This window comes from Flagellimonas pacifica, assembly GCF_900215465.1.
Taxonomy (GTDB): Bacteria; Bacteroidota; Bacteroidia; order Flavobacteriales; family Flavobacteriaceae; genus Flagellimonas; species Flagellimonas pacifica.
In genome coordinates, this window is sequence record NZ_OBEH01000001.1 from 1 (window position 1) to 23,212 (window position 23,212).

At 38.0% G+C, this 23,212-nt stretch carries 16 protein-coding genes; 9 read left to right on the forward strand and 7 right to left on the reverse strand.

Annotated features, from left to right (window positions below; translation table 11 throughout):
- Positions 1 to 248: 248 nt before the first annotated feature.
- The 4 genes from CRO15_RS00005 to CRO15_RS19680 form a co-directional block, all read right to left on the reverse strand.
- Complete coding sequence (locus CRO15_RS00005; protein WP_097043692.1) at positions 249 to 2,258, reverse strand: putative porin; 2,010 nt, start codon at positions 2,256 to 2,258, stop codon at positions 249 to 251.
- A 132-nt stretch (positions 2,259 to 2,390) separates the two neighbouring features.
- Complete coding sequence (locus CRO15_RS00010; RefSeq protein ID WP_097043693.1) at positions 2,391 to 3,854, reverse strand: RagB/SusD family nutrient uptake outer membrane protein; 1,464 nt, start codon at positions 3,852 to 3,854, stop codon at positions 2,391 to 2,393.
- A gap of 5 nt (positions 3,855 to 3,859) precedes the next feature.
- Positions 3,860 to 7,048: a SusC/RagA family TonB-linked outer membrane protein gene (locus tag CRO15_RS00015; protein WP_097043694.1), complete on the reverse strand. Its 3,189-nt coding sequence runs from the start codon at positions 7,046 to 7,048 to the stop codon at positions 3,860 to 3,862.
- 285 nt (positions 7,049 to 7,333) lie between these two features.
- Complete coding sequence (locus CRO15_RS19680; RefSeq protein WP_165769887.1) at positions 7,334 to 7,639, reverse strand: helix-turn-helix domain-containing protein; 306 nt, start codon at positions 7,637 to 7,639, stop codon at positions 7,334 to 7,336.
- A gap of 686 nt (positions 7,640 to 8,325) precedes the next feature.
- Between CRO15_RS19680 and CRO15_RS00025 the strand changes: the two genes are divergently transcribed.
- The 4 genes from CRO15_RS00025 to CRO15_RS00040 all read left to right on the forward strand — a co-directional run bounded on the left by CRO15_RS00025 (position 8,326) and on the right by CRO15_RS00040 (position 13,537).
- On the forward strand, positions 8,326 to 8,922 hold the full coding sequence (locus tag CRO15_RS00025) for a ribonuclease HII (protein ID WP_097043696.1): 597 nt from the start codon (positions 8,326 to 8,328) through the stop codon (positions 8,920 to 8,922).
- 27 nt (positions 8,923 to 8,949) lie between these two features.
- The gene (locus CRO15_RS00030; protein ID WP_097043697.1) at positions 8,950 to 11,409 is read left to right on the forward strand and encodes a ribonuclease HII; all 2,460 of its coding nucleotides are present in this window, start codon (positions 8,950 to 8,952) and stop codon (positions 11,407 to 11,409) included.
- 113 nt (positions 11,410 to 11,522) lie between these two features.
- Entirely contained in the window at positions 11,523 to 12,839 is a 1,317-nt protein-coding gene (locus CRO15_RS00035; protein ID WP_097043698.1) for an OmpA family protein, read from the forward strand.
- 2 nt (positions 12,840 to 12,841) lie between these two features.
- Positions 12,842 to 13,537 carry a TapB family protein gene (locus CRO15_RS00040; RefSeq protein WP_097043699.1) on the forward strand — a complete coding sequence of 232 codons (696 nt, stop codon included), beginning with the start codon at positions 12,842 to 12,844 and terminating at the stop codon, positions 13,535 to 13,537.
- A 31-nt stretch (positions 13,538 to 13,568) separates the two neighbouring features.
- On the opposite strand, the gene lipB is transcribed toward CRO15_RS00040, so the two are convergent.
- The 3 genes from lipB to CRO15_RS00055 are packed head-to-tail and all read right to left on the reverse strand — an operon-like array spanning position 13,569 to position 15,218.
- Positions 13,569 to 14,285 carry a lipoyl(octanoyl) transferase LipB gene (lipB, locus tag CRO15_RS00045; protein WP_097043700.1) on the reverse strand — a complete coding sequence of 239 codons (717 nt, stop codon included), beginning with the start codon at positions 14,283 to 14,285 and terminating at the stop codon, positions 13,569 to 13,571.
- Positions 14,286 to 14,317: 32 nt separating this feature from the next.
- On the reverse strand, positions 14,318 to 15,052 hold the full coding sequence (locus CRO15_RS00050; RefSeq protein ID WP_097043701.1) for a hypothetical protein: 735 nt from the start codon (positions 15,050 to 15,052) through the stop codon (positions 14,318 to 14,320).
- Between the two features lie 10 nt (positions 15,053 to 15,062).
- Positions 15,063 to 15,218, reverse strand: a complete 156-nt coding sequence (locus CRO15_RS00055) for a YqaE/Pmp3 family membrane protein (protein WP_097043702.1) — start codon at positions 15,216 to 15,218, stop codon at positions 15,063 to 15,065.
- A gap of 79 nt (positions 15,219 to 15,297) precedes the next feature.
- Here CRO15_RS00055 and CRO15_RS00060 point away from each other — a divergent pair, with 79 nt between their 5' ends.
- The 5 genes from CRO15_RS00060 (at position 15,298) to CRO15_RS00080 (ending at position 23,181) form a co-directional block, all read left to right on the forward strand.
- Positions 15,298 to 16,359: a response regulator transcription factor gene (locus tag CRO15_RS00060; RefSeq protein ID WP_097043703.1), complete on the forward strand. Its 1,062-nt coding sequence runs from the start codon at positions 15,298 to 15,300 to the stop codon at positions 16,357 to 16,359.
- Positions 16,360 to 16,551: 192 nt separating this feature from the next.
- Entirely contained in the window at positions 16,552 to 17,106 is a 555-nt protein-coding gene (locus CRO15_RS00065; protein WP_097043704.1) for a thioredoxin family protein, read from the forward strand.
- Positions 17,107 to 17,155: 49 nt separating this feature from the next.
- Complete coding sequence (gene lysS, locus CRO15_RS00070; RefSeq protein ID WP_097043705.1) at positions 17,156 to 18,844, forward strand: lysine--tRNA ligase; 1,689 nt, start codon at positions 17,156 to 17,158, stop codon at positions 18,842 to 18,844.
- 94 nt (positions 18,845 to 18,938) lie between these two features.
- The gene (locus tag CRO15_RS00075; protein ID WP_097043706.1) at positions 18,939 to 21,671 is read left to right on the forward strand and encodes a PSD1 and planctomycete cytochrome C domain-containing protein; all 2,733 of its coding nucleotides are present in this window, start codon (positions 18,939 to 18,941) and stop codon (positions 21,669 to 21,671) included.
- 1 nt (position 21,672) lies between these two features.
- A complete protein-coding gene (locus tag CRO15_RS00080) occupies positions 21,673 to 23,181 on the forward strand; it encodes a DUF1501 domain-containing protein (protein WP_097043707.1) in 1,509 nt (502 codons plus the stop codon).
- Positions 23,182 to 23,212 lie beyond the last annotated feature (31 nt).

Consider the following 23,212-nt stretch of genomic DNA (forward strand, 5'->3'; position numbering starts at 1 on the left):
TTCTCTTTTACGCTGTCTATACAATATGTCAAATGAACTTCTCAATCTTACAAAGTGAGAAAAAAACCAGGTCAAACAACCCTCGCAATCCCCCCTTCAACACCCAGCCTCATCAGCTAAGCGGGTGCAAATATAAGCAGCTTATTTTTACTCCACAAATAGTTTTGATCTATTTTTTTTCAAAAAAACACCCTCCCTTTGTAAACCTCTGTTTATCAACATCGAAATACTCTTGTTTTCTTGAGATTTTAAGAAAAGAAATTCCACACCAGTCCAAAACGGATAACAAAATCTCTGTATGGATAATTTGGGGCTGAATAAAAAGTGGGTTCGGAGAAAGATGAATTGAAATGTTCTGCCTTTAAATATATCCTTGTTTGCCTAACCTTTGCGTTGATAAAAAAGTCCAACAATGGGTATCCACCAAACTCTTCCCTGTTCTGAATATAAAATTCGCCCAACAAAGGGTTATAGGCATTCATATTATAAGAAGTAAAGTATTTAAAAGTAACTCCCGTCTGTAAAAACATTGCTTTCTTAAAAACATCCTTCGAAAAATACAATGTATTCCTTGTTACCAACTGAGGTACGTTTAACACCTGTTTATCCTGGGTAACATCTTGATACAATATAGTATTGTTCAACGCCCATCTTCGCCATTTGATTTCTTTAGTATATTTTACACGCAAATGGTTTATGGTCTCGGTTTGCTGAAAAGGTTTTACAAATGCCGTTTCCTGGACATTGTCTATTTGCTCCTGAGTAGCAGTTGATTCAAAAAACGTATAATTGTCCACAGCACTGTAAGAAGCTTCCAATAATCCAAACTTTTTTGAATCAAATGCAAAATTGATACTCTGTATTTGTTGGTTTTCAAAAGTATCGGTATTCTGCCAATTAAAATTTCGATAATCACTTTGATACAACAAAAAATTAAAATTTGGCATTCTAGCAGAAACGTGAATTCCTCCTGTCATTAAATTGTTGTCGCTTACTTGATAGTCGACAGAGGCATTAAATTCATTTCCGGAAAGTTCCCCGGTTATATTATAATTGATATCTCCTTTCAGCACTAACCGTCCAAAATCTTTTAGATAAGTCCCTCCTATAGCAATCTCTTCTCCCTTTAATTGGTTTTGAATAGTTCCAGAATCGGTCACCAAGATGCTATTGAAAAAATAATTGTAATTAAAAAGACTAGCGTTTGCGGTAAGTCTGCCTAAAGTCCTATTTGAAAACTCGGCAGAAACCTTGTTAAACATTGTCTTTAATCTTGCTCTATCTTCTATTGGAACTACTAAAGGATTTTCTCCAAAAGCGTTATTCTGTGCGGATTGAACAAAGTCGTAATACTTAGTTTCATAATTGAATTCGTGCCCAAGGTTAAGCGATGTTGGTTTTTTATCCGTTGAATCCTTCTTATAGTTGAGGAGTTTTAATTGATGATCTAGATAATATCGTTTACCCAATATCTTATTGTTTGCATTGGTATACTGGACATCAATTCTTGACCTATCCGTAAAATCAGATTCCCCTCCTTCAAATTGTTCCCTGTTCAATAGTCCTCCACTTTCCTCAGACTCCAAATCTTGGGCCGCAATATGCCCCCTCACATTATAGTTGCCTTTTTTATTATTATAATTAAATGAAGTTCTAAAATTACCTGATTGAGCTTGATCAAACCTATATTTACCTAGTGACCTGAAACCTTTGTAAGCAATGGAAATGTTAAATCTTTTCGAAAGATTAAATGTCAATAGGGCATCTAACAACTGTCCTTGTTCCAATGTAGTTTTAAACATCAACTCAGTCATTGGTGTTGGCACATGATAGTAATTGATATCCTCTATTTCAAAATAATTATTATGTCTTGCCGCTGCGCCAATTTTAGGGTAAAATGAATTATTGGAAAAGGTTACTCCCAAAGTATTGTATGGTCTACCAATATTAGAGAAAGGCATCACTTCAAAATCATCTTTTCTAAGATAATTGTATTTGTATTCTTTTTTAATGGTAAGGGTGGTATCCAAAGATGTGGTATCCCTTGTGTATGAGATAATTTTGTAATCGGCAATCGGCACAACTCTATCTTCTTCCTCTTCAGGTATTATAGGCCTGGCGCCAGGAGGTCTTCTTTTTTCAATAGAATCTATTTTTTTCACAGGGTTTTCCGGGTTCTTTGCCGGAGGCACGGAATCTTGTTGTGCGAATATAAATTGACCCGTAAAAAAGAGTAGGGCAAAAAATAATAATCTCATTCCAAACTATTGGTCAGGCAAAGGTATGTGTTTTGTTTCTAAAGAAATGTGAAAGTTTTGAAACACTCCATATATAAAAACAAGGGCCTATGCGTTATAAGCATAGGCCCTTGAGATAAATTCTGTAATAAATCAACTAGGGTTTTGATCTCCAACATTTATATTTTCATTGGAGTTTAATTCTCCTTCTGGAATCTGCATTCTAAAGAAGTTTCCTTCAGGCGCAATATCTATTAAACCAAAATCTCTGTGGTTAGAACCTGCCCCTGATCTGTCCAATGGCTTTTTGAGTCTTTTCAAATCAAACCAGGACACACCTTCTCCCCAAAGCTCTATTCTCCTTTGAAGATAAATCTCCTCAACCAAAGCATCACCAGTGTTTGTTGTTTTTACATATCCCGGATCTCTATTGCTAACCAACTCAAACAAAACATCTGCAGCTGAAGCATCCCCTAACCTAGCTTTTGCCTCCGCTTCAATCAAATACATTTCGGCCGCGCGCATATAAGAATAGTCTCCTTCAAAAACCCCAGTTCCATCGATAAATTTAAGATTAGTCAAAGGTGGGTATGGAGATGCCTCATCATCTGGAGAAACCCATGCTGCTTTTCTTAAATCCGTGTCTGGGATTTGTTCATATAGACGAGCATCCATGATTTTATATCCAAGTCCAAAACCTATTCCTCCATATCCTCCTGCGCTGCTATCAAAATGGGAAAAGAAGGATATGAATGTTGTTGACGATTCATTATCTATATCAGCTCCCCACATCCATTCTTCGTTACCAATATCATCAAAACCATCGGCTGCATATTGATTGCCAGACATAAGACCGTAAGGAGCTTTTGCCGCTGCCGCGTTATCTGCCGCCAATTGCCAATTGCCAGTTTCCAAATAAATGTTAGCCAAAAAACCATGGGCCACACTCCGATCAATTTCCTGTTTTGAACTTCTAGTAAATCCGTCCAATAATGTTATGGCCTTTTCCATATCAGGTATGATTTGATCATAAACATCTTTTACCGTTCCTCTTGACTTTCCTGTAAAATCGACCCTATCAGGAATGGGCACACCAGGGTCATTCTCATGACCTATATAGGTATGCGAATAAACTCTTACTAAGTTAAAAAGGGAAAAACCCTTAATTGCCAATGCTTGGCCAAGCAAAGCATCCTCCTCAGAGGTTCTGTCCATTTTTGAATCAAGAGCATTGATTACACTATTCGCATCTGCAATAGCAGTGTAATATGTATTCCAAACAATATTGGTTCTACTACTGGTCTGCTGCCTTCCATTATAATTGTAGAGGAAAATATACCAATTAAAATTATTTAGAACTATATCCTGGGCCATCATATCTGTAATGGCCATAATTCCTTTTTGTCCATAGTCCACATCAACCCTAGCAGGGTTTCCAACCCCAAAAGACCTTAGGTTAGCATATATTCCCCGGACAATGGCCTGTGTTGCGACCGGAGTCCTTTTTACCTGTTCGGAGGAAATGGATCTAGCTGGTTCCGTATCTAAAAAATCATCCTCACAACTTGAGGCATATCCTGCTATCGCTATCAGTAGTAAATATTTAAACTTTTTCATAACTTTTAGAAATTAAGTGTTAAACCCAAAGAAGTAGTTCTTGCCAAGCCAAATTCATTTAAAGCGTTTCCGGTAATACTCAATCTTGGGTCATAACCCTGTCTTGCTTTTGACCACAAATGCAGATTATTCCCTGTTGCATATACTTTTGCTCCGGTTATTCCCAACAAATCCAACAACCTATTGTTGAACGAATATGAAAGTGTTACATTCTGCAAATTCAAGTAAGATGCATCCACAAGGAAAAAATCAGAGGTTCCTGCTTGGTTGACATCGGTAATATCCAACCTTGGGATAGAAGCGGTAGTGTTTTCCGGTGTCCAAGAATCAAAAACATCATTATGAAAGTTATCACCAGCTGATGTAGTACCCAATAAATTCTGATAGATACCATCATAACCGTACCCTCCAATTTGATAAGCGAAAGCAATATTCAATGAAAAGTTCTTGTAACCAAAATTTGTTGAAAATCCACCAAAAAACTCAGGTATTGCAGATTTGCCTACAAAATACTCTGTTGCACTTACCCTATCATTTGTTGTCTCTCTTTCTCCAGTAGGGTTGCCATTGACATCCAAAATATCTGTAAACCATAATCCATCTCCATTAGTTGGATCCACGCCAGCAAATTCTCGAAGAAAATAATCATATCTGGATCTTCCTTCTTCTAGTCTAAATCGGCCATCATCTATAAATTCATCAGGTAGTCTTGTAATCTCATTCTTATAATGAGTTCCATTAATATTGAAAGCCCAGTTAACATTTTCACTCCTTATGATATCTATACCTAGTTCAACCTCAACACCTTTGTTCTCCATATCACCAACATTCTCTGGCTCTGTCCCAACACCTTCGCTTTGGGCCAAAGGATTGAAAAACAATAAATCCTCTACCTCTCTTACGAAATACTCGGCATTCAACATGATTCTATTATCGAATAACCCAAACTCCAATCCAGCATTGATGTTGGTGGAAGTTTCCCAAACTAAATCTTCATTGCCCAACTGAAAAAATGTAATCCCAGGAATATTTCCCCCTGCATTTACAATATCAAACTGATCAGTGTAAGCGTAATAATTTCTATTGTCCAAATCACCGACAATGGTTCTATCATCCTCATACAAAATTGCATCATTTCCTTGCTGACCATAGCTTCCCTTTAGTCTCAAGTTTGTCAACCATAGAGCATCTGCCAAAAAACTTTCTTTATGCACCGACCATGCGACTCCTAAACCATAGAAATTACCCCATTTATTATCTGGAGAAAAAACAGAGGTTCCATCTCTTCTAAAACTTGCATTCAAGAAGTATTTATCATCAAAATCATACGTAAATCTGGAAAAATAGCCCTCAACGGCATAGTCCTTTTCATATCCCGTTAAGAATTGAATATTCACTCCATTATCCAACACAGCCAACCCATCAATAACAGTTTCTGTAACCTGACCAGCCAACAATCTAAAATTATAGTCATTGCTTTCATGTCCAAACAAAACCGAGAAACTATGCCTGCCATATTCTTTGTTCCAGTTTAATAGTTGTTGGTGTGCAGTGGTTACTCCGCGGTTAGAACGAGTTGTTATTCTACCGTTAAATCTTGCAGCATCTCCTCCAATTGGAGTAGCAAACTGTGTAATGTTTGCATTGGTAACATCTGCGGAAAGGTTATAAGTAAACTCAAAATCCTTTAAAAACTTTACAGAGGCACTAAATCTACCTGAAAAGTTATCTGATACGTTATCATCTATATCCAACAAACTTGTGGCTACAGGATTAGATGCAGATTTGAATGAAGGCCTAACTCCTACAGCTCCAAAATCTCCAGTCCCAAAATCAAAGATTCTATTGCCATCACTATCCCTAATGACATTACCTTGGGCATCTCTACTAAAAACAGGGTAAATTGGAGCTGTACCCCTAGCCCAACCAGCAATATTACTAACATTTCCAGATGCGAAACGATTTAAAGGGTCATCTGCCAAAGTATGTGCATAATTTACACTACCTCCTATTTTTAGCCACTTTAGAGGCTGAAAATCCGATGAGAGTCGGGCCGTTGTTCTTTCAAACCCAGAATTTATTACAATACCTTCATCATTAAGATGACCGATAGATAGAAAAGTATTGGAAACATCATTTTTGTATCGTAAACTTAAATAATTCTCTCTACGAATACCGGTTCTATACGACTCATCAAGCCAGCTGTCTTGATATAGTAGATTTGCGTTGGATTTTATTGTGCCACTTGCAGGGTCTATGATCTCTCCTTCGGAAACATCATAATTGTTATAACCTATAGGAAAAGATGGATTGGTCACAATGTTCGCCGCTGCCGTAGCAGCGGCATTTGATGGGGTTTCCCCTCCATTGATCAAACCTACTCTTACCCGATCAAAAACAGCTTCGTAGTATTGACCTGGCTCGGTTATAATGTCATATTCAGGAACTGCCCTTGCATTGAACCCGACTTTTGTGTCTATTGTAACAGATAATTTATCTGTAGCTCCCTTTTTGGTAGTAATAATAACTACTCCATTAGCTCCTCTGCTTCCATACAGTGCATTCGCTGAGGCATCTTTTAAAAATGTCATCCCCTCAATATCTTGGGAATTGATGGAATTAAGATTTCCATTAAAAACAACCCCATCAACAACATAAAGTGGGGCGCTAGATGAATTGATAGAACCAATACCTCTGAACCTTACCGTAGGGTCGGCACCAGGTGCGCCAGATTGATTGATAATCTGTACACCCGAAACTTTTCCAACAAGGCCTTGAACAACAGAAGCTGTAGGAACATCTGCCAGCTCTTCAGTTTTTAATGTTGTCACAGAACCTGTAATCTCCTCCTTTTTCTGAGTACCATATGCAACCACAACAACCTCTTCCAATGCCTGGGCATCTTCTGACATCCGCACATCTATGATATTGGTATCACTTACTGTTCTTCTTACCGTTTGTTGCCCCAGATAGCTAAACTGTAACACCTCCCCAATACTAGCCGAAATTGAATAATTTCCATCAAAATCTGTTTGAGTTCCATTAACAGTGCCAAAAACCATAATGGAAACCCCAGGAAGTGGTAGTCCGTCCTGATCGGTAACCGAGCCGGTAATTTTCTTTTCTTGTGCCCATACCGAAGTGAAAATGCTTAGGCAACACACTAGTACCGACCAAAAATTCTTTGTTGTCATAAATTAATATTTTAAGAGTTAGCATTGCAATCCAACAAAGCAGGAAGGAAACTTTAAACAGTGGGCTAATTCAAATAATCTTCCACATATCATGAAAACAAAATTCGTCTTGGGAAGAATTAAGCTTTATAAGCTCCTGCTTTGCAAATTGCAGTGCAAAAAAAATGAAAGAAAGAATCCGGTTTGTATGCGCTTACTAACCTTTACGCCGATGCCGATAGATATTAACATTAACATCAAGAGCTAAACAAATCAATACTTAGCCCTTGGTTATGAGAGATTACATCAAATAGTTTTTTCCAAAAACTGTGTAGGTGTAGCATGGGTGAGCTTTTTAAAAGCTTTATAGAATGACACCCGATTATTAAAACCACATTCGTAAGCAATGTCAGAAATCGATTTCTTTCTTTCACGATCTTTGGACAATTTGTATTTCGCCTCTTCAATCCTATGTCCATTTATGTAGTCGTAGAAGTTGGTTTTGAAATTCTCATTGATTATTTGAGAGGCATGGTGTCTTGACACATCTAACAATTCAGCAATATCATCTAGTTTAAGTTCATGTTTCAAATACACTTTTTTAGTATTCATTAAATATTCCAATTTACTCTTTAGTTCTAATGAAAATGGTTTTGAAAGTCCTGTTTTCCCATATTTATCTTTCCCTTTAAAAGGGAAAAAACCATAAGTTTTCTGATTAACTTTTTTTGAATATTTAAAGAGAACACAAATAATAGCTAAACAGAGAAATATTGGTATTAACTGCGAACAGGCAAGTAAGCCATAGAACTCATCATCCAATTTTGCCCAACTATAAAAAGTCAAAAAAACATTATAGGAAAATAGAGGCAGAAAAAACAAAAAGAGCTTATCAGTTAAAGGAGAAAAACCTCTTTTAAAGAGCAAAAAAACATGCTTCCATTGTGACATAGGAAAAATTTAAATTTGGTCCAGGAAACAATTTGAAAAAAAAATAGTGATTGACATGTTGTCAATTGATGGATACCTTATTTGGGTATACGAAATGATATCCTTAGATACATTTAAACCTGAAAATAGATGTAATTTTAAAAATGCATCCCACTACAAGTCCCTTAGAGGGTTAGAGGGCAAGTCATCATCAACACAACCATTTTTCTAGAACAACCCCTGTTCTAATTCTAAAGAAATGTGAAAGTTTATGCCTCTCCTTATCTAGGGCAAGCACTTTTTTACTTTTCGAGGATTCTTCTTAGATTTCACCATTCATATTACTTGTATTCATTACCTTAATTAAAATGCTCAAAAACATTTATAAATATAAAAATGAGGCCGGTACCGACGAAGCTGGAAGAGGGTGTTTAGCAGGCCCGGTGACCGCAGGAGCCATAATTTTACCTGAGGGTTTCGCCAATGACATTTTAAACGACTCCAAGCAACTATCAAAAATAAAAAGAGAGCACCTACGCCCTCTTTTGGAAAGCGAGGCCGTTTCTTTTTCAGTCTGCCATGTTTTTCAGGATGAAATTGATTCCATTAATATTTTGAACGCATCCATTTTGGCTATGCACCGTGCTTTGAATGGTTTATCAAATACTCCTAGTTTTATTTTAGTGGATGGTAATCGCTTCAAACCTTATCCTTCCATTTCACATGAATGTATTATAAAGGGAGATGGGAAATTTATGAGCATTGCCGCCGCTTCGGTCTTGGCAAAAACCCATCGAGATGAGTACATGTCCAAAATTCATGAGGAGTTCCCTATGTACAACTGGAAAAAAAACAAAGGATATCCTACCAAAGAGCATAGGGAGGCCATTCGCAAATACGGATTGACCAAATACCACAGAAAAAGTTTCAGGCAACTTCCAGAACAATTGACACTGGATATTTAAAACCCTAAATTTGTTGAAACTCCGAAAATGAAACCCAAGGCATACCTCTCCTTACTTATCCTTATTTTCCTTTCGTGCAAAACAGAAATAAAAACCACTAATTCACTTTTACAGCACCTTCCTCCCAACGCTGGGTTAATTGTGAAAATCAACAATTTAACCAACTTCAAAAGTGAGCTCAAGAACAATGTTTTTTTAGAAAAGACAAGCGATTTTCCTATTCACAAAGATTTGGTGGAAAAACTTAAAGGTCTAGAGTATGTTAAAACAGATAACTCTTCCCTTTTGGCTTTTTTTGAAGTAGGTAAGGATAATCATGAATTTGTTTTTATCTCTGAAAACAGTATTGATTTTTACAATTTGGAAGGAGTGAACGAAAAGGCAGTTGAAACATTGGCATATCAAGAAAACAATATTCTAAAATATAGTTTTGGAGATTATGTAGTATACAGTTTACTAAAAAACAACACTATTATTCTGAGCTCTTCTCTAATGTTAGTGGAAAATATGGTTCGAGCCAAATATCCCTACCCCACTAATGAAACATTAAACCGATTATATAATACTTCGGAGGCCACAAAATCGGCCACACTCTTTTTTAACTTAGACGAGTCATCTTCCTTGGTTTCATCTCAACTAAAAGAAGACACGAACAGTACAAAAACATTTTCGGATTGGGTTTCAATGGATTTTTCGGCCAATTCGGACAATATCAATTTAAATGGAGTAGCCGTTGCTTCTGATTCCACCAAAAATTTCACCAACTTGTTTAAAGGAACATCTCCTTTAAACAATAAAACTTCACTTTTTGCACCCCTGAATGCGCAGGCAATCATTTCCTACACCTTTGATGATTACCAGGTTTTTGCTAAAAACCAAAATACGTACTTGGACAGGGCAAAGCCAATAGATTCTCTTTTCAATACCATTGAAGAGATTGGGCTTATTTACTTTAACAATCAAAAAGTAGTTCTTCTTAGCTCCTTTGGCGCCGAAAGTTTATCAGAACAACTGAATACAGATAAAATAGCTTCTTTAACATATCAAGGAAGCGAAATCATCACCTTAAAAAGCAAAAACCTATTAGCAGAAAACTTTAAACCACTGGTAACTGATTTTAAATCTTCATTTTGTACAATTCTTGAAAACACTTTTGTTTTTTCCGAAAGCAAAGAACCACTACAAACCATAATAAGCAATTATAAAAGCTCATCATCTTTTAACGACTCCCCAGTGTTCAAAACCGCCACAAAATCATTAGCCAATGAATCGAGCATACTTTTTGTTTCCAACGCTTCTGGGGCAGATTTTTTTACTCAAAATCGGTTTACCCCATCATTTTTTAACGCATTCAAAAAGCCAGATTTTTCAGGCCACACCTTTGCTGCACAATTTGTTGCTGACAACGACTTTGCCCATGCCAATTTTCTCATATCCAAAATAGAAAAAAAGGCAAAAACCAATTCGGTAGCCCCGTTGTTCACTTTAGAACTGGACACTGACCTTGCCATGGACCCCCAATTTGTAAAAAACCATAGAACAAACAAACAAGAGATTATGGTCCAAGATCAAAATAATTCCCTGTATTTAATTTCTACCGAAGGCAAAGTACTTTGGAAAAAGCAGCTTAATGGCAGAGTTAGAGGTCCTATCAAACAAGTAGATATCTATAAAAATGGGCGGTTACAACTAGCTTTTTGCACCAATAACCAATTTTTGATTTTAGATAGAAATGGAGAAGAAGTTCCTCCTTTCAATAAAACTTTTGAAGGTGGAAACCTAAATTCATTGGCTGTATTTGATTATGAAGGAAATAAGGACTATCGTTTTATAGTTACGCAAGGCGAGAAAGTATTCATGTACAATAACAAGGCAAATATTGTACCTGGTTTTACTTACACCCGGGCTCAAAGCCCCATCATTTCGGCCCCAAAACACTTTAGGGTTTCCAACAAAGATTTTTTGATATTTCAATTGGAGAACATGAGTCTGAAAATACTCCATAGATCTGGAGGTGAACGATTAAAGGTTTTACAAAAAATTGATTTCTCTGACAATGAGGTGTTTCTTTATAAAAACAAGTTCTCCACAACCAACAAAAAGGGAATATTGCATCAAATTGACACCAAAGGAAAACTTACAAGCACCAATTTTAACCTTAGCAATGATCATGGTATGCACACCACAAGTAAGACCCTGGTCTTTATGGATGATAATATTTTGAGCATTAAAGGGAAAAAAGTTGAACTGGATTTAGGGGTATATACCAAGCCCAAGATTTTTTATATCTATGATAAAATCTATGTGAGTGTAACCGACATTCAAAATCAGAAAATATACTTGTATGACAGCCAGGCCAAACCCATTCCAAATTTCCCTGTTTTTGGCAATTCACTGATTGATATGGTAGATATGGATAATGACAAAAAGCTGGAAATGGTGGCCAAAGACCAGGAAAATTCAATAATTGTGTACAAAATGAACTAGTAGCGTCCGTCTTGCAACCTATACAATAGTTTAGGCCAAACACACATTCTTTTTTCCAATTAGCTTATAAATTTTTTATTTTCAACTAATTACACCATCAAAACACTACAAAAATGAAAACCTCTTTTGTGGGCAAGATTTTATTTTGCTCAATCCTTGCATTTACCTTTGGCTCAAACAGCAATGCCCAATTCTTTAAGAAATTGGCAAAAAAAGCAGAAAGGGCCGCAGAACGAACTGTTGAGCGTCGCGTGGAACGTGAAACAGAAAAGAAAACCGATCAAGCCCTGGATAGTATTCTTGAACCCGGCTCTGGCGGAAAGCAAGCTCCAAAAACTCCAAAGACCAATGATGGTCAGAACAATTCTGGAAACGACTCATCCAATTCGGAGACTTCTGTCGCAACTGGCCCCAAAACCATAAAAGTCTACAGTAAGTTTGATTTTGTCCCAGGTGATAAATTAATGTTCTTCGATGATTTTGCCCATGACTTTGTTGGCGATTTCCCATCAAAATGGAATACAAATGGTGGAGGGGAAATTGTCTCCATAGGTGATTCATCAGAAAAATGGTTAGAATTAATTTCAGGGTACAGTATGTATTACATTCCCGATGTACCACAGCTACCAGAAGAATATACTATTGAATTTGACCTGATGACCGTTGGCATTAATAACAAAACATCTTCAAACGCAAAACTGCGAATTGATTTATCAAACGATGATAAGTTTAAAGAAGGAAGCAATTTTGTTCAGGCACATATTTCAGTTTGCCAATATACGCCGGTGGGAATCACTATGGAAAACAGAATCAACAATCAAAGGGAAATCTATAGTGTAGTCAATGCGGACCTGAGGGACGAAGTACTTAATAGACCTCATATATCCATTGCAGTTAACAAACAACGTTTTAGGTTATGGGTTAACGAAGAGAAACATATAGACATACCTCGCATCGCTCCAACCGGAGCAGCCCTGACCACCTTAAAGTTTCATAAGAACGGATTCAAAGAAGGCGAAGAACGTCTGTTCATCACTAATCTAAAAGTTGCCGAAGGAGGAGTAGATCTTAGAAGAAAACTGATTTCGGAAGGAAGAATATCTACCAATGGCATCTTATTTGATTCTGGTTCTGCAAATATCCAACCGCAATCCATGGGAATCATTAGACAAATATCCCAGGTGCTTTTACAAGAATCAGCCATGAACATAAAGATTGTGGGACATACCGATGCAGATGGCTCCGATGATAACAATATGAAACTTTCGCAACAGCGGGCCGAGGCCGTAAAAAGTGCATTGGTATCTATTTATGGTATTTCAGCGGACAGATTGGTTTCAGAGGGAAAAGGAGAATTAGAACCCGTTGGTGACAACAGCACTATTGCAGGAAAAGCACAAAATAGAAGAGTTGAATTTATAAAACAATAAGAATGAAAAACTTAATAGTATCAGTCATAATCTGCTTTCTTGCTGTTCAAATTGGAGCCGCCCAATCCCAGTGCAGTAAATATTACCCCCTTGAAGAAGGGGTGTCTTTTCAGTACACCAGTTATAATGGTAAAGGAAAACTGGAAGGTAAAACAGATTATACCGTATCCAATGTTTCCGATTCCGGGGGAAAAACCTCCGCAACCATGCAAATGAAGTACCAAGATCGCAAAGGCAAGGAGATTATGTCTTCTGATTATGGTTTTACTTGTGAAGGAAATGTCGTCAAGATTGATTTTCAATCTTTAATGAACCAACAAATGATGCAACAATTTGCTGCAGTTGAAATTGATGTTACTGGAACGGATATTGAATTGCCAAACAATTTGACCGTAGGTCAGGAGTTAGCTGATGCGAATGTAAAAATAGCTGCTGATATGGGGGGAATGACCATGAATATGAATGTAGAGACCATAAACAGAAAAGTAGAAAAAAGGGAAAAGATATCCTCGCCCGTAGGTGATTTTGAGTGCTATGTTATCTACAGTGAGAATAAAACTAAAATGCCAATGATGGGCAATAAAATATTTCCATCAAGAGTTTGGCTGGCCGAAGGTATTGGTATGGTAAAGCAAGAGAGTTATAACCAAAAAGGAAAGTTGACCAATAGTATGGTCTTGACCAAGTTTCAAAAATAGAAGAATATTTAAAACATTAAAAAACCGAAGCTTAAGCTTCGGTTTTTTCTTTTATAAGCTCTGCCTGAAAAAGCGTTGCAAAATGATACTGTAACTTTTGTTTCACCTCTTCTATATCTATCACAGCCTTGCCCAATTCCACATTTAAAGAAGTTACTGCTTTGTCTTTGATCCCACAGGGAATCATCAAATCAAAATAGCCTAGATCAGCATTTACATTAAGTGCAAAACCGTGCATGGTCACCCAACGACTCGCTCGTACTCCCATAGCACAGATCTTTCTGGCAAAAGGGGTCCCAACATCCAACCAAACTCCGGTTTCCCCTTCTGAGCGAACACCTTTTACACCATACTCTGCAAGGGTTAAGATGACCATCTCTTCCAACAAACGTAAGTATTTATGAATATCAGTGAAAAAGTTGTCCAAATCCAGAATAGGATAGCCTACAATTTGTCCTGGGCCATGATACGTGATATCCCCTCCCCGATTGATCTTGTAAAAAGTGGCACCTTTTTCTTGTAGTTTCTGTTCATCTACCAACAGATTACCCATATCACCACTCTTTCCCAAAGTGTACACATGAGGATGCTCCACAAATAAAAAGTGGTTAGGGGTTTCAAGGTTTGCCTCTTCTCTTCTATTCTTGATTTTTAAATCAACAATTTCCTTAAAAAGGGTTTCCTGGTAGTCCCAAGTTTCCTTGTAATCTTTAAAACCCAAATCTTGCAGATGGACCTTTTTGTTCATCTGGCAAAGATACGAAGACCTTTAAAGGGAAACTAGTCTTCCAACTCCACCTCAAGGTCTAAGAGCGAAGGATCTTTCATCAGGTCTAAAAACTTAACCTCGTAAATTAAGGTTTTTCCATCTGCACTAAACGTAGCTTCTTCTGCAGTGGTCGATTTTACTTTTTTAGGAAAATGGTACTTAAGGGTATAGGTAGATCCAGAAAGGAACATTTCTGCTCCCTGCAAGCTATCAATTTGTTGTTGGAACTGTTCTTGATCCAAAATCTTGGCTTTTCTGGTAAAACTATTGTTTGCAAAAGAGTAACTCACCTCTGATGCAGAACTCTCCATAGGTGCAGGAGCTGCTCCTTCTTTTTGGGACCCTAATACATTGGCTCCTTGAAAAGCATTAAAAGCATCGTTTACTTCGCTTACATTCTTGAACTCACTGAACAAATCAAACTTCATAAGTTTTTCCTCAGGGTTCATTACCATATGCATCTTAAAAGGCTCCAGTTTTTTAAGCTTTGCCTGTTCTTCAGGCGATAAAGTGGCTATGCTATCCTTCTTTTCTTCCAACAAATCCTTAAAAGAAATAAGCGAGTCAACAGCCTTTTCATTGGTCTTCTTCATTTCTTCGCCCGCCATTTCCATTAATTCAGAACCATCAAAATTGATGGATAGTTTACCAGACCCATCTTCTTTCAAAGTAATTTCTTCAGTGAAATTGCATGAAGAGGTCAGGGCAACTAATACTGCCCAGGCTAAGATTTGGATTTTATTCATTGTATTGATTTTAATTTGTATTGTTTAAAATTACGAGCGCTCCTATTACTCCAGGTACCCATCCGCAAAACGTTAAAAGTAATACAATAACAAAAGAACCACAACCTTTGCCGATAACAGACAAGGGAGGAAAAAGAATGGCCAATAAAACTCTCCAGAAACTCATTGATTTGATTTTGATTGATGTAACTCATTAGTCTTTCAATTCACACATTTGTTACACAAAACCTTTATTTTTAACCCAGATGAAAGCATTTATGAGGATTATCGTCTTTCTTGCCATTCTTTTGAGCTGTATGTCCATTTTTGGGCAATACAATTTTTCAGGTTATGTCTCTAGGGAAAACCAAGGGAATGCCATTTATCTCTCACTGGTTGAAGATTACCGAAAAACATCCCGCATCTATTTGGAACAGATAATTAGCAAGACAACGGTTGATTCCCTGGGCTTCTTTCAGTTTAAGGGAGATAATCTTTTGAAGGACAATAGACTCTACCGAATTCATTTGGATGGTTGTTCGGACAATACAAATGCAAGTCATTTTTTGGGAACCTGCGACAGCAGCAAAAGCGTACTATTTATCGCAAACAATAAGGATACTTTAGAATTTCCCACATCTTTTGAAGAGCAAGCCCTCTGCACTATTACCTCTACTAACCCTAAATCTTCAATACTATTGGAAGTTGACGCCTTAAAGGAAGAAATGATTTTTGACTTTTTGGATTACCGAAGTGAAGCCAACAGAAAATTAAACTCCGATAAATGGTTCAGCTCCCTTCAAAAATTTGGCAAAAATTCTGATGAACCTTTGGTTGAATTGTTCATTTATGATTTTCTATCGGACAAAAGAAACGAAACCTACACTTACTATCTTCAAGATATTACCACTAACCAATACTATGACCAACTATTGGACAGGTTAAGAACCAACTACCCCAATACTGATTTCACTGAACAATTTGAAGCAGAAATTACCACTGATCGGCAGTTGGCCAATTTTAAAAACACCACTGATTGGGGTTGGAAATGGGTTACCCTGACCCTCCTTGTGCTATCTCTAGGCCTGAATCTATATTTTCTTACCGCAAGAAAATCCAAGGCGAGGAGTAGAACCAATAATCTTATCCAAAAACTGACTCCGCAAGAACAAAAAATAGTCCAGCAAATTCTATTGGACAAAAGCAATAAAGAAATTGCTTCTGAACTTTTTGTGAGTCATAGCACCATTAAAACCCACATCAACAACCTTTACAAAAAATTAGAGGTTTCCTCTCGTCAAGAAATTGTCTCCATCTTCAAAAAGTAAACTTCCTTGGAAGAATCCCTCAAACATTTGTAAGGGGCCAACATGAAACATTAAAAGAAACCTCAAAGTATTTAAATCTCTATTATCTTGTAAAATTCCACCTGGGGTCTAGTCCTCATTTCCATCCATCAAAAAACCAATGCAGCGCTGATTTTATAGAATTTTCGTTTCCAAATTTTAAACTGAAAAATCATGAAATCAATTTTAGTTACATTCTTGTTAATTAGCACTTCCATTTTTGCCCAGGATATTAATAAAGAAATTGTACTGGAAAATGGCAAAAAATTTATGGTTGGGAAAATTAATGCAGAAGCACTTCAATCCCAACCCTACGCAAACTGGTACAACCCCAATTACCAAAACTACACCGTGGATAAATCCATGGCAGATATGTTCAAGAAAAAAATAAAAGAATGTAACATCAAACTTTTCTTAGGAACTTGGTGTGGTGATAGTAAGCGTGAAGTTCCCAGAATACTTAAAATTTTGCACGAGGTCAAATTTCCCACAGATCAATTGGAAATTGTGGCTTTGGACGGACGTAAAGAAAATTATAAAAAAAGTCCCACAGGTGAAGAAAAGAGTCTTAACATCATTAAAGTACCTACAATGATATTCTTCAAAGAAGGAAAAGAAATCAATAGAATTGTGGAAAGTCCTCTGGAATCTTTGGAGGAAGATATGGCTCAAATTGTTTCTGGAAAACCTTATACGCCCAATTATGCCACATTAAGCAAGGCCAAGTGAGGAATTAAAGCGCAAAAGTGTAATTTTGCGCTTTAATTTTTTATAGACTATGCAACTATCGGAACAGGAAATCGTTCGAAGGGAGAAATTATCAAAGCTGAGGGAACTGGGAATCAACCCCTATCCTGCTGCACTTTATCCAGTGGATGCCACTTCAAAAAGCATCAAAAACGATTTTAAGGAAGGAAAACAGGTAGTGATTTCCGGTAGGTTAATGTCAAGAAGGATTCAAGGAAAAGCTTCTTTTGCCGAATTGCAGGACAGTGAAGGGCGTATTCAGGTATATTTTAACCGAGATGAAATTTGCCCTGGAGATGACAAGACCCTTTATAACGATGTTTATAAAAAGTTACTGGATATAGGTGACATCATTGGTGTTGAAGGTGAGTTATTTACCACTCAAGTAGGTGAAAAGACCGTTATGGTCAAAAACTTTAGCTTATTGAGCAAAGCTTTACGCCCGCTTCCCCTACCAAAGGTAGATGCAGATGGAAAGGTGTATGACGAATTTAATGACCCAGAGCTTCGCTACCGTCAACGGTATGTGGATTTAGTGGTGAATCCGTCAGTAAAAGACACTTTCATCAAGCGTACAAAAATCACAAATAGCATTCGGGAATTTTATAACGAAAGAGGGTATTTGGAAGTTGAAACACCCATCCTGCAGCCCATTCCGGGTGGAGCGGCAGCAAGACCATTTTTGACCCATCACAACGCCTTGAATATTCCATTATACCTTAGAATTGCCAACGAATTATACCTGAAAAGGTTGATTGTAGGTGGTTTTGATGGTGTTTATGAGTTTTCCAAGGATTTTAGAAACGAAGGAATGGACCGTACCCATAATCCAGAGTTCACTGTGATGGAGCTCTATGTGGCTTACAAAGACTACAACTGGATGATGGAAACCACGGAGCAATTACTTGAAAAAATTGCTGTTGATGCCACCGGAAGTACCAAAGTGACGGTTGGAGATAATGAAATTGAGTTTAAAGCACCTTATGCGAGAGTTCCTATTTTGGAAGCCATAAAAATCCACACTGGCCATGATGTTGCCGGTATGGACGAAACACAATTACGGGAAGTAGCCCAAAAACTCAACATTGAAGTGGATGAAACCATGGGAGTTGGCAAACTTATCGATGAGATATTTGGTGAAAAATGTGAGCACTACTACGTACAACCTACATTCATAACGGACTATCCAAAAGAAATGAGCCCATTGACCAAAGAGCATAGGGACAACCCAGCACTTACCGAGCGTTTTGAACTGATGGTGAACGGGAAAGAATTGGCAAACGCCTATTCAGAATTGAACGACCCCATTGATCAGCGGGAACGTTTTGAGGAGCAGCTCAAACTTTCAGAAAAAGGAGATGACGAAGCCATGTTCATTGATCAAGATTTTCTACGTGCCTTGGAATACGGAATGCCCCCAACTTCAGGAATTGGTATCGGTATTGACCGTTTGGTGATGCTAATGACCAACAATTCATCCATCCAAGAAGTACTTTTCTTCCCACAGATGAGACCGGAGAAAAAGCAGGTAGAGTTGACAGAAGAAGAAAAAGTCATTATGGACATACTAAAACCGATTGGTGAAATGTCATTGGCAGAATTAAAAAGCAAGGTAGGACTAAGCGGCAAGAAATGGGATAAATCCATGAAATCCTTGAACAAACACAGTCTTATAAAAGTGATTGTAGAGGGTGAAAACAAGACTGTTAAGCTTGTTTAACAGTCACATTCGTCCTTTACCAAATGTGATTCATCTTTTTTATAAATCTAATAGCGTAAATTTTACATATATTTAATCCTCTAAGTATCAGGGGATGAGATTATATACGCAAACTGGATTTTTCTTATGTACCCTTTGGGCAATGCTCATTCTTAACACAGCATGCCAATCATCGGATCCAATTGACTTTGGCTCTCAAATTAAGCCCATTCTTAACAAGCATTGTATCTCTTGTCATGGAGGGGTTAAAAAGAATGGTGGATTCAGTCTTTTGTTCAAGGAAGAGGCCTTTGCAAATACCGAATCTGGTGTACCTGCAATAATACCAGGCAATGCTTCAAGAAGTGAGTTTATAAAACGATTGCATGAAGAAGACCCTGAACTTCGTATGCCGTATGAAAAACCAAAGTTGTCCGATGAGGAGATTAATCTTCTGACAGAATGGATAAATCAAGGAGCACAATGGGGTCAACATTGGGCCTATACACTTCCGGAAAAAGTTGAAATTCCAAAACTGATAGAAGAAGCTGGATTTTCAGGAGACAATTCATCTTTTGTCAAAAATGGTATCGATCAATTTATCCTTAACCGACTACAAAAGGAAAATATTGAACCAAGCCCATCCGCGAGCAAACAAATACTGGCAAGGAGAGTCGCTTTGGACATCACTGGTTTACCCCCAGATACTCAGCTGTTTCAAAATTACAAACATGGAGATTTATCTTATGAGACCATGGTGGATAGCCTTTTGGCCAAACCCACATTTGGTGAGAACTGGGCAAGTTGGTGGTTAGATATGGCTCGTTATGCAGATACAAAGGGATACGAAAAAGATCTTGGGCGAACTATGTGGCAATATCGAGACTGGGTCATCAAATCCTTCAACCAAGATATGCCCTATGATCAATTCACTATTGAGCAATTAGCCGGAGATCTCTTGCCAGACCCTTCTATAGATCAACTTATCGCCACGGCATTCCATAGAAACACCATGAACAATGATGAAGGAGGCACTGATGATGAAGAGTTTCGGGTCGCTGCGGTAATAGACAGGGTCAATACCACTTTTGATGTATGGCAAAGTACCACCATGGGCTGTGTACAATGTCACGGACATCCTTATGATCCTTTCAAACAGAAAGACTACTACAATCTTATGGCATTTTTCAACAATACAGGAGATGAAGATACGCCTAACGAGGCTCCAGCGTTACGATTCTATTCTCCAGAGCAACAAGATGTGGTAGATAAGGTAAACAATTGGGTTTCAAAACATGGCGATTCAAATACGGTTAAGGGCTATAAAGATTTCTTGAGATATACAGAACCAGTATACAAATCCCATAGTTTAAAAGATTTTGATAACGGCTCTTATGATGATCATGCGTCGGCAATACTCTGGAACAATGGCTCTTGCAGATTGGAAAATGTATGGACACATGGCGCAGAATACCTATATTTTAACCATTACTCCAATTACAATGGAACTTCATTCACGATAAGAAAAGACAATGCTGAAGGTGAAATTCTTACCCAATTCACCTTGAACAAGACTGAAGAACCAGTGACCAAACGAATTCCCATCAAGAAAGTGGATGGCCCAATAAACATTTATATTGAAATAAGCAATCGCAAAATCCCAAAAACCACAAATGCGCTACACATATATTGGTTTGCCTTTTTACCAGATATTCCTGGAAGTAGTGAACCTGGTTTTTCAAAAATCCAAAGAGCATTTGATAAAGCAGTGAACTTTAAGGCTCCTATTCTTCCAGTAATGGCCGAAAATCCAAAATATATGGCACGCACCACTCAAGTCTTTGAGCGTGGGAATTGGCTATTGTTAACAGATACGGTGCATCCGGCAACACCTCCTGTATTGAATTCTTGGCAAGAATCGTGGCCCAAAGACAGATTAGGATTCTCCAAATGGTTAGTCGACAAAAAAAATCCATTGACAGCAAGGACTTTGGTCAATAGGGTTTGGCATCAAATCTTTGGCAGAGGACTTGTTTCTACGGTTGAGGATATTGGCTCTCAATCTGATTTTCCTTCACATCCGGAGCTTTTGGATTGGTTGGCCCTACGATTTATGAATGAGCACCAATGGAGCATAAAATCCCTAGTAAAGGAAATTGTATCGTCAGGTACGTATCGTCAAAAATCAGAATTAACTCCAGACAGCTATCAAAGTGATCCAGAAAATGAATTTTATGCCAGAGGTCCAAGACAAAGGTTGAGTGCCGAACAGATTCGAGATCAGGCGTTGGCTATTTCGGGTTTGCTCAGTTCTAAAATGTATGGCCCTGGGGTTATGCCTCCTCAACCAGAAGGGGTTTGGCAAACTGTGTATAGTGGAGAGCAATGGCTAGAAAGCAAAGGAGAAGATCGCTATAGAAGAGCCGTGTATACTTATTTGAAAAGAACTAGTCCCTACCCCTCTTTTATCACTTTTGATGCTGGTAGTAGAGAAGTCTGTACAATTCGAAGAACTGTTACCAATACTCCTCTGCAGGCATTGGTTACTCTAAATGACCCAGCCTATCTTGAAGCTTCCTATCATTTAGCTAAGAACATGCAATCTTTGGACAACGTAGAAGAGCAATTGGCATACGGTTATGAAAGAGCAACTCTTTCAAAAATAGCACCTAAAAAACTGAATGCGTTAAAAGAACTATATGCAATATCAGTGGAGGAGTTCAAAACTGACAAGGACAGTTTGACACAATTTTTACATTTTGATGCCAATCCAACAGCGGAACTTGCAGCACTCACAGTGGTTGCAAATGCCATAATGAATTTGGACGAATTTTTAACCAAGGCCTAAAATGGATCAGATAGAGCGACTTATTAGGGAAAAATTAATACGGGATGCACAAGCCAAAACCCGAAGACATTTTATAAAAGAATGTGCAACCGGCCTGGGCGGATTGGCCTTAGGTTCAATATTTTTGGGCTGCGACCCCTTGGAACCTAAAACGAAAGAACAAAAGATCACTTTTTCGGAACGAGATTTAAATCCATTGGCCACCCTACCTCCTCCTCATACGCCAAAGGTAAAATCGGTCATATATCTTCATATGGCAGGTTCGCCTTCCCAACTAGAGATGTTTGATTACAAACCTGTCCTACATAAATTGAATAATCAAGACTGTCCTGAATCCCTCTTACAAGGGAAAAAATTTGCTTTTATAAAAGGAACTCCAAAACTATTGGGGCCACAGGCTAAATTTTCACAAGAAGGCGAATCTGGCAATTGGGTATCCAACTATTTGCCCCATTTTAAAAAAGTAATTGATGAAGTGGCATTTCTTAAAGCTGTGCATACCGATCAATTCAATCATGGTCCCGCACAATTATTTATGCACACCGGAAGTCCAAGGTTGGGCAGACCCAGCATTGGCGCCTGGGCTACATATGGTTTAGGGTCAGAAAACCAAAATCTCCCTGGTTTTGTAGTTCTGACATCTGGTGGAAAAACGCCAGATGCCGGAAAGAGCGTGTGGGGAAGTGGATTTTTGCCTTCTGTGTACCAAGGTGTACAATGCAGATCGGAAGGAGACCCGGTTCTATATATTGAAGATCCAAAAGGGATTTCAAGAGACCTCAAAAAAAGTACCATTGATGCCATAAATAAAATTAATAAGGAGGAATACACCAAGTATGCGGACCCTGAAATATTGGCACGCATTAACCAATATGAAATGGCCTATAGAATGCAACTTGCCGTTCCCGATATAATGAACATTCAAAATGAACCGGAAAACATTAAGGAAATGTATGGTGTGGAACCTGGAAAAGAATCCTTTGCCAATAATTGCCTTTTAGCTCGAAAATTAGTGGAGGATGGTGTTCGCTTTGTACAATTGTTCGATTGGGGTTGGGACAGTCATGGTACCGATCATAGTACAGCTGTTGACCTTGGGTTGAGAAACAAATGCCGTGAAATTGACAGACCTATTACAGCTTTGCTGTTAGATTTAAAACAGCGTGGATTGTTAGATGAAACTTTAGTTGTTTGGGGTGGTGAATTCGGCCGTACCCCAATGCAAGAAAACAGAGGCAATAAAGAAATGGGGTTTAAAGGAAGGGACCATCATGGTGATGCCTTTACCATGTGGATGGCCGGAGGCGGTGTAAAAAAAGGAGCTTGCTATGGCAAAACAGATGATATCGGTTTTTTGGGCATTGAAGGACGGGTATCGGTTCACGACGTTCATGCCACGATTTTACATTTGCTAGGCTTTAACCATGAAGAATTCACATTTGAGTTTCAAGGGAGAAACTTTAGACTAACCGATGTTGAAGGAGAAATTATTCAAGAAATATTGGCTTAAAACCAACCATAACCAATACTAATCTTTAAAG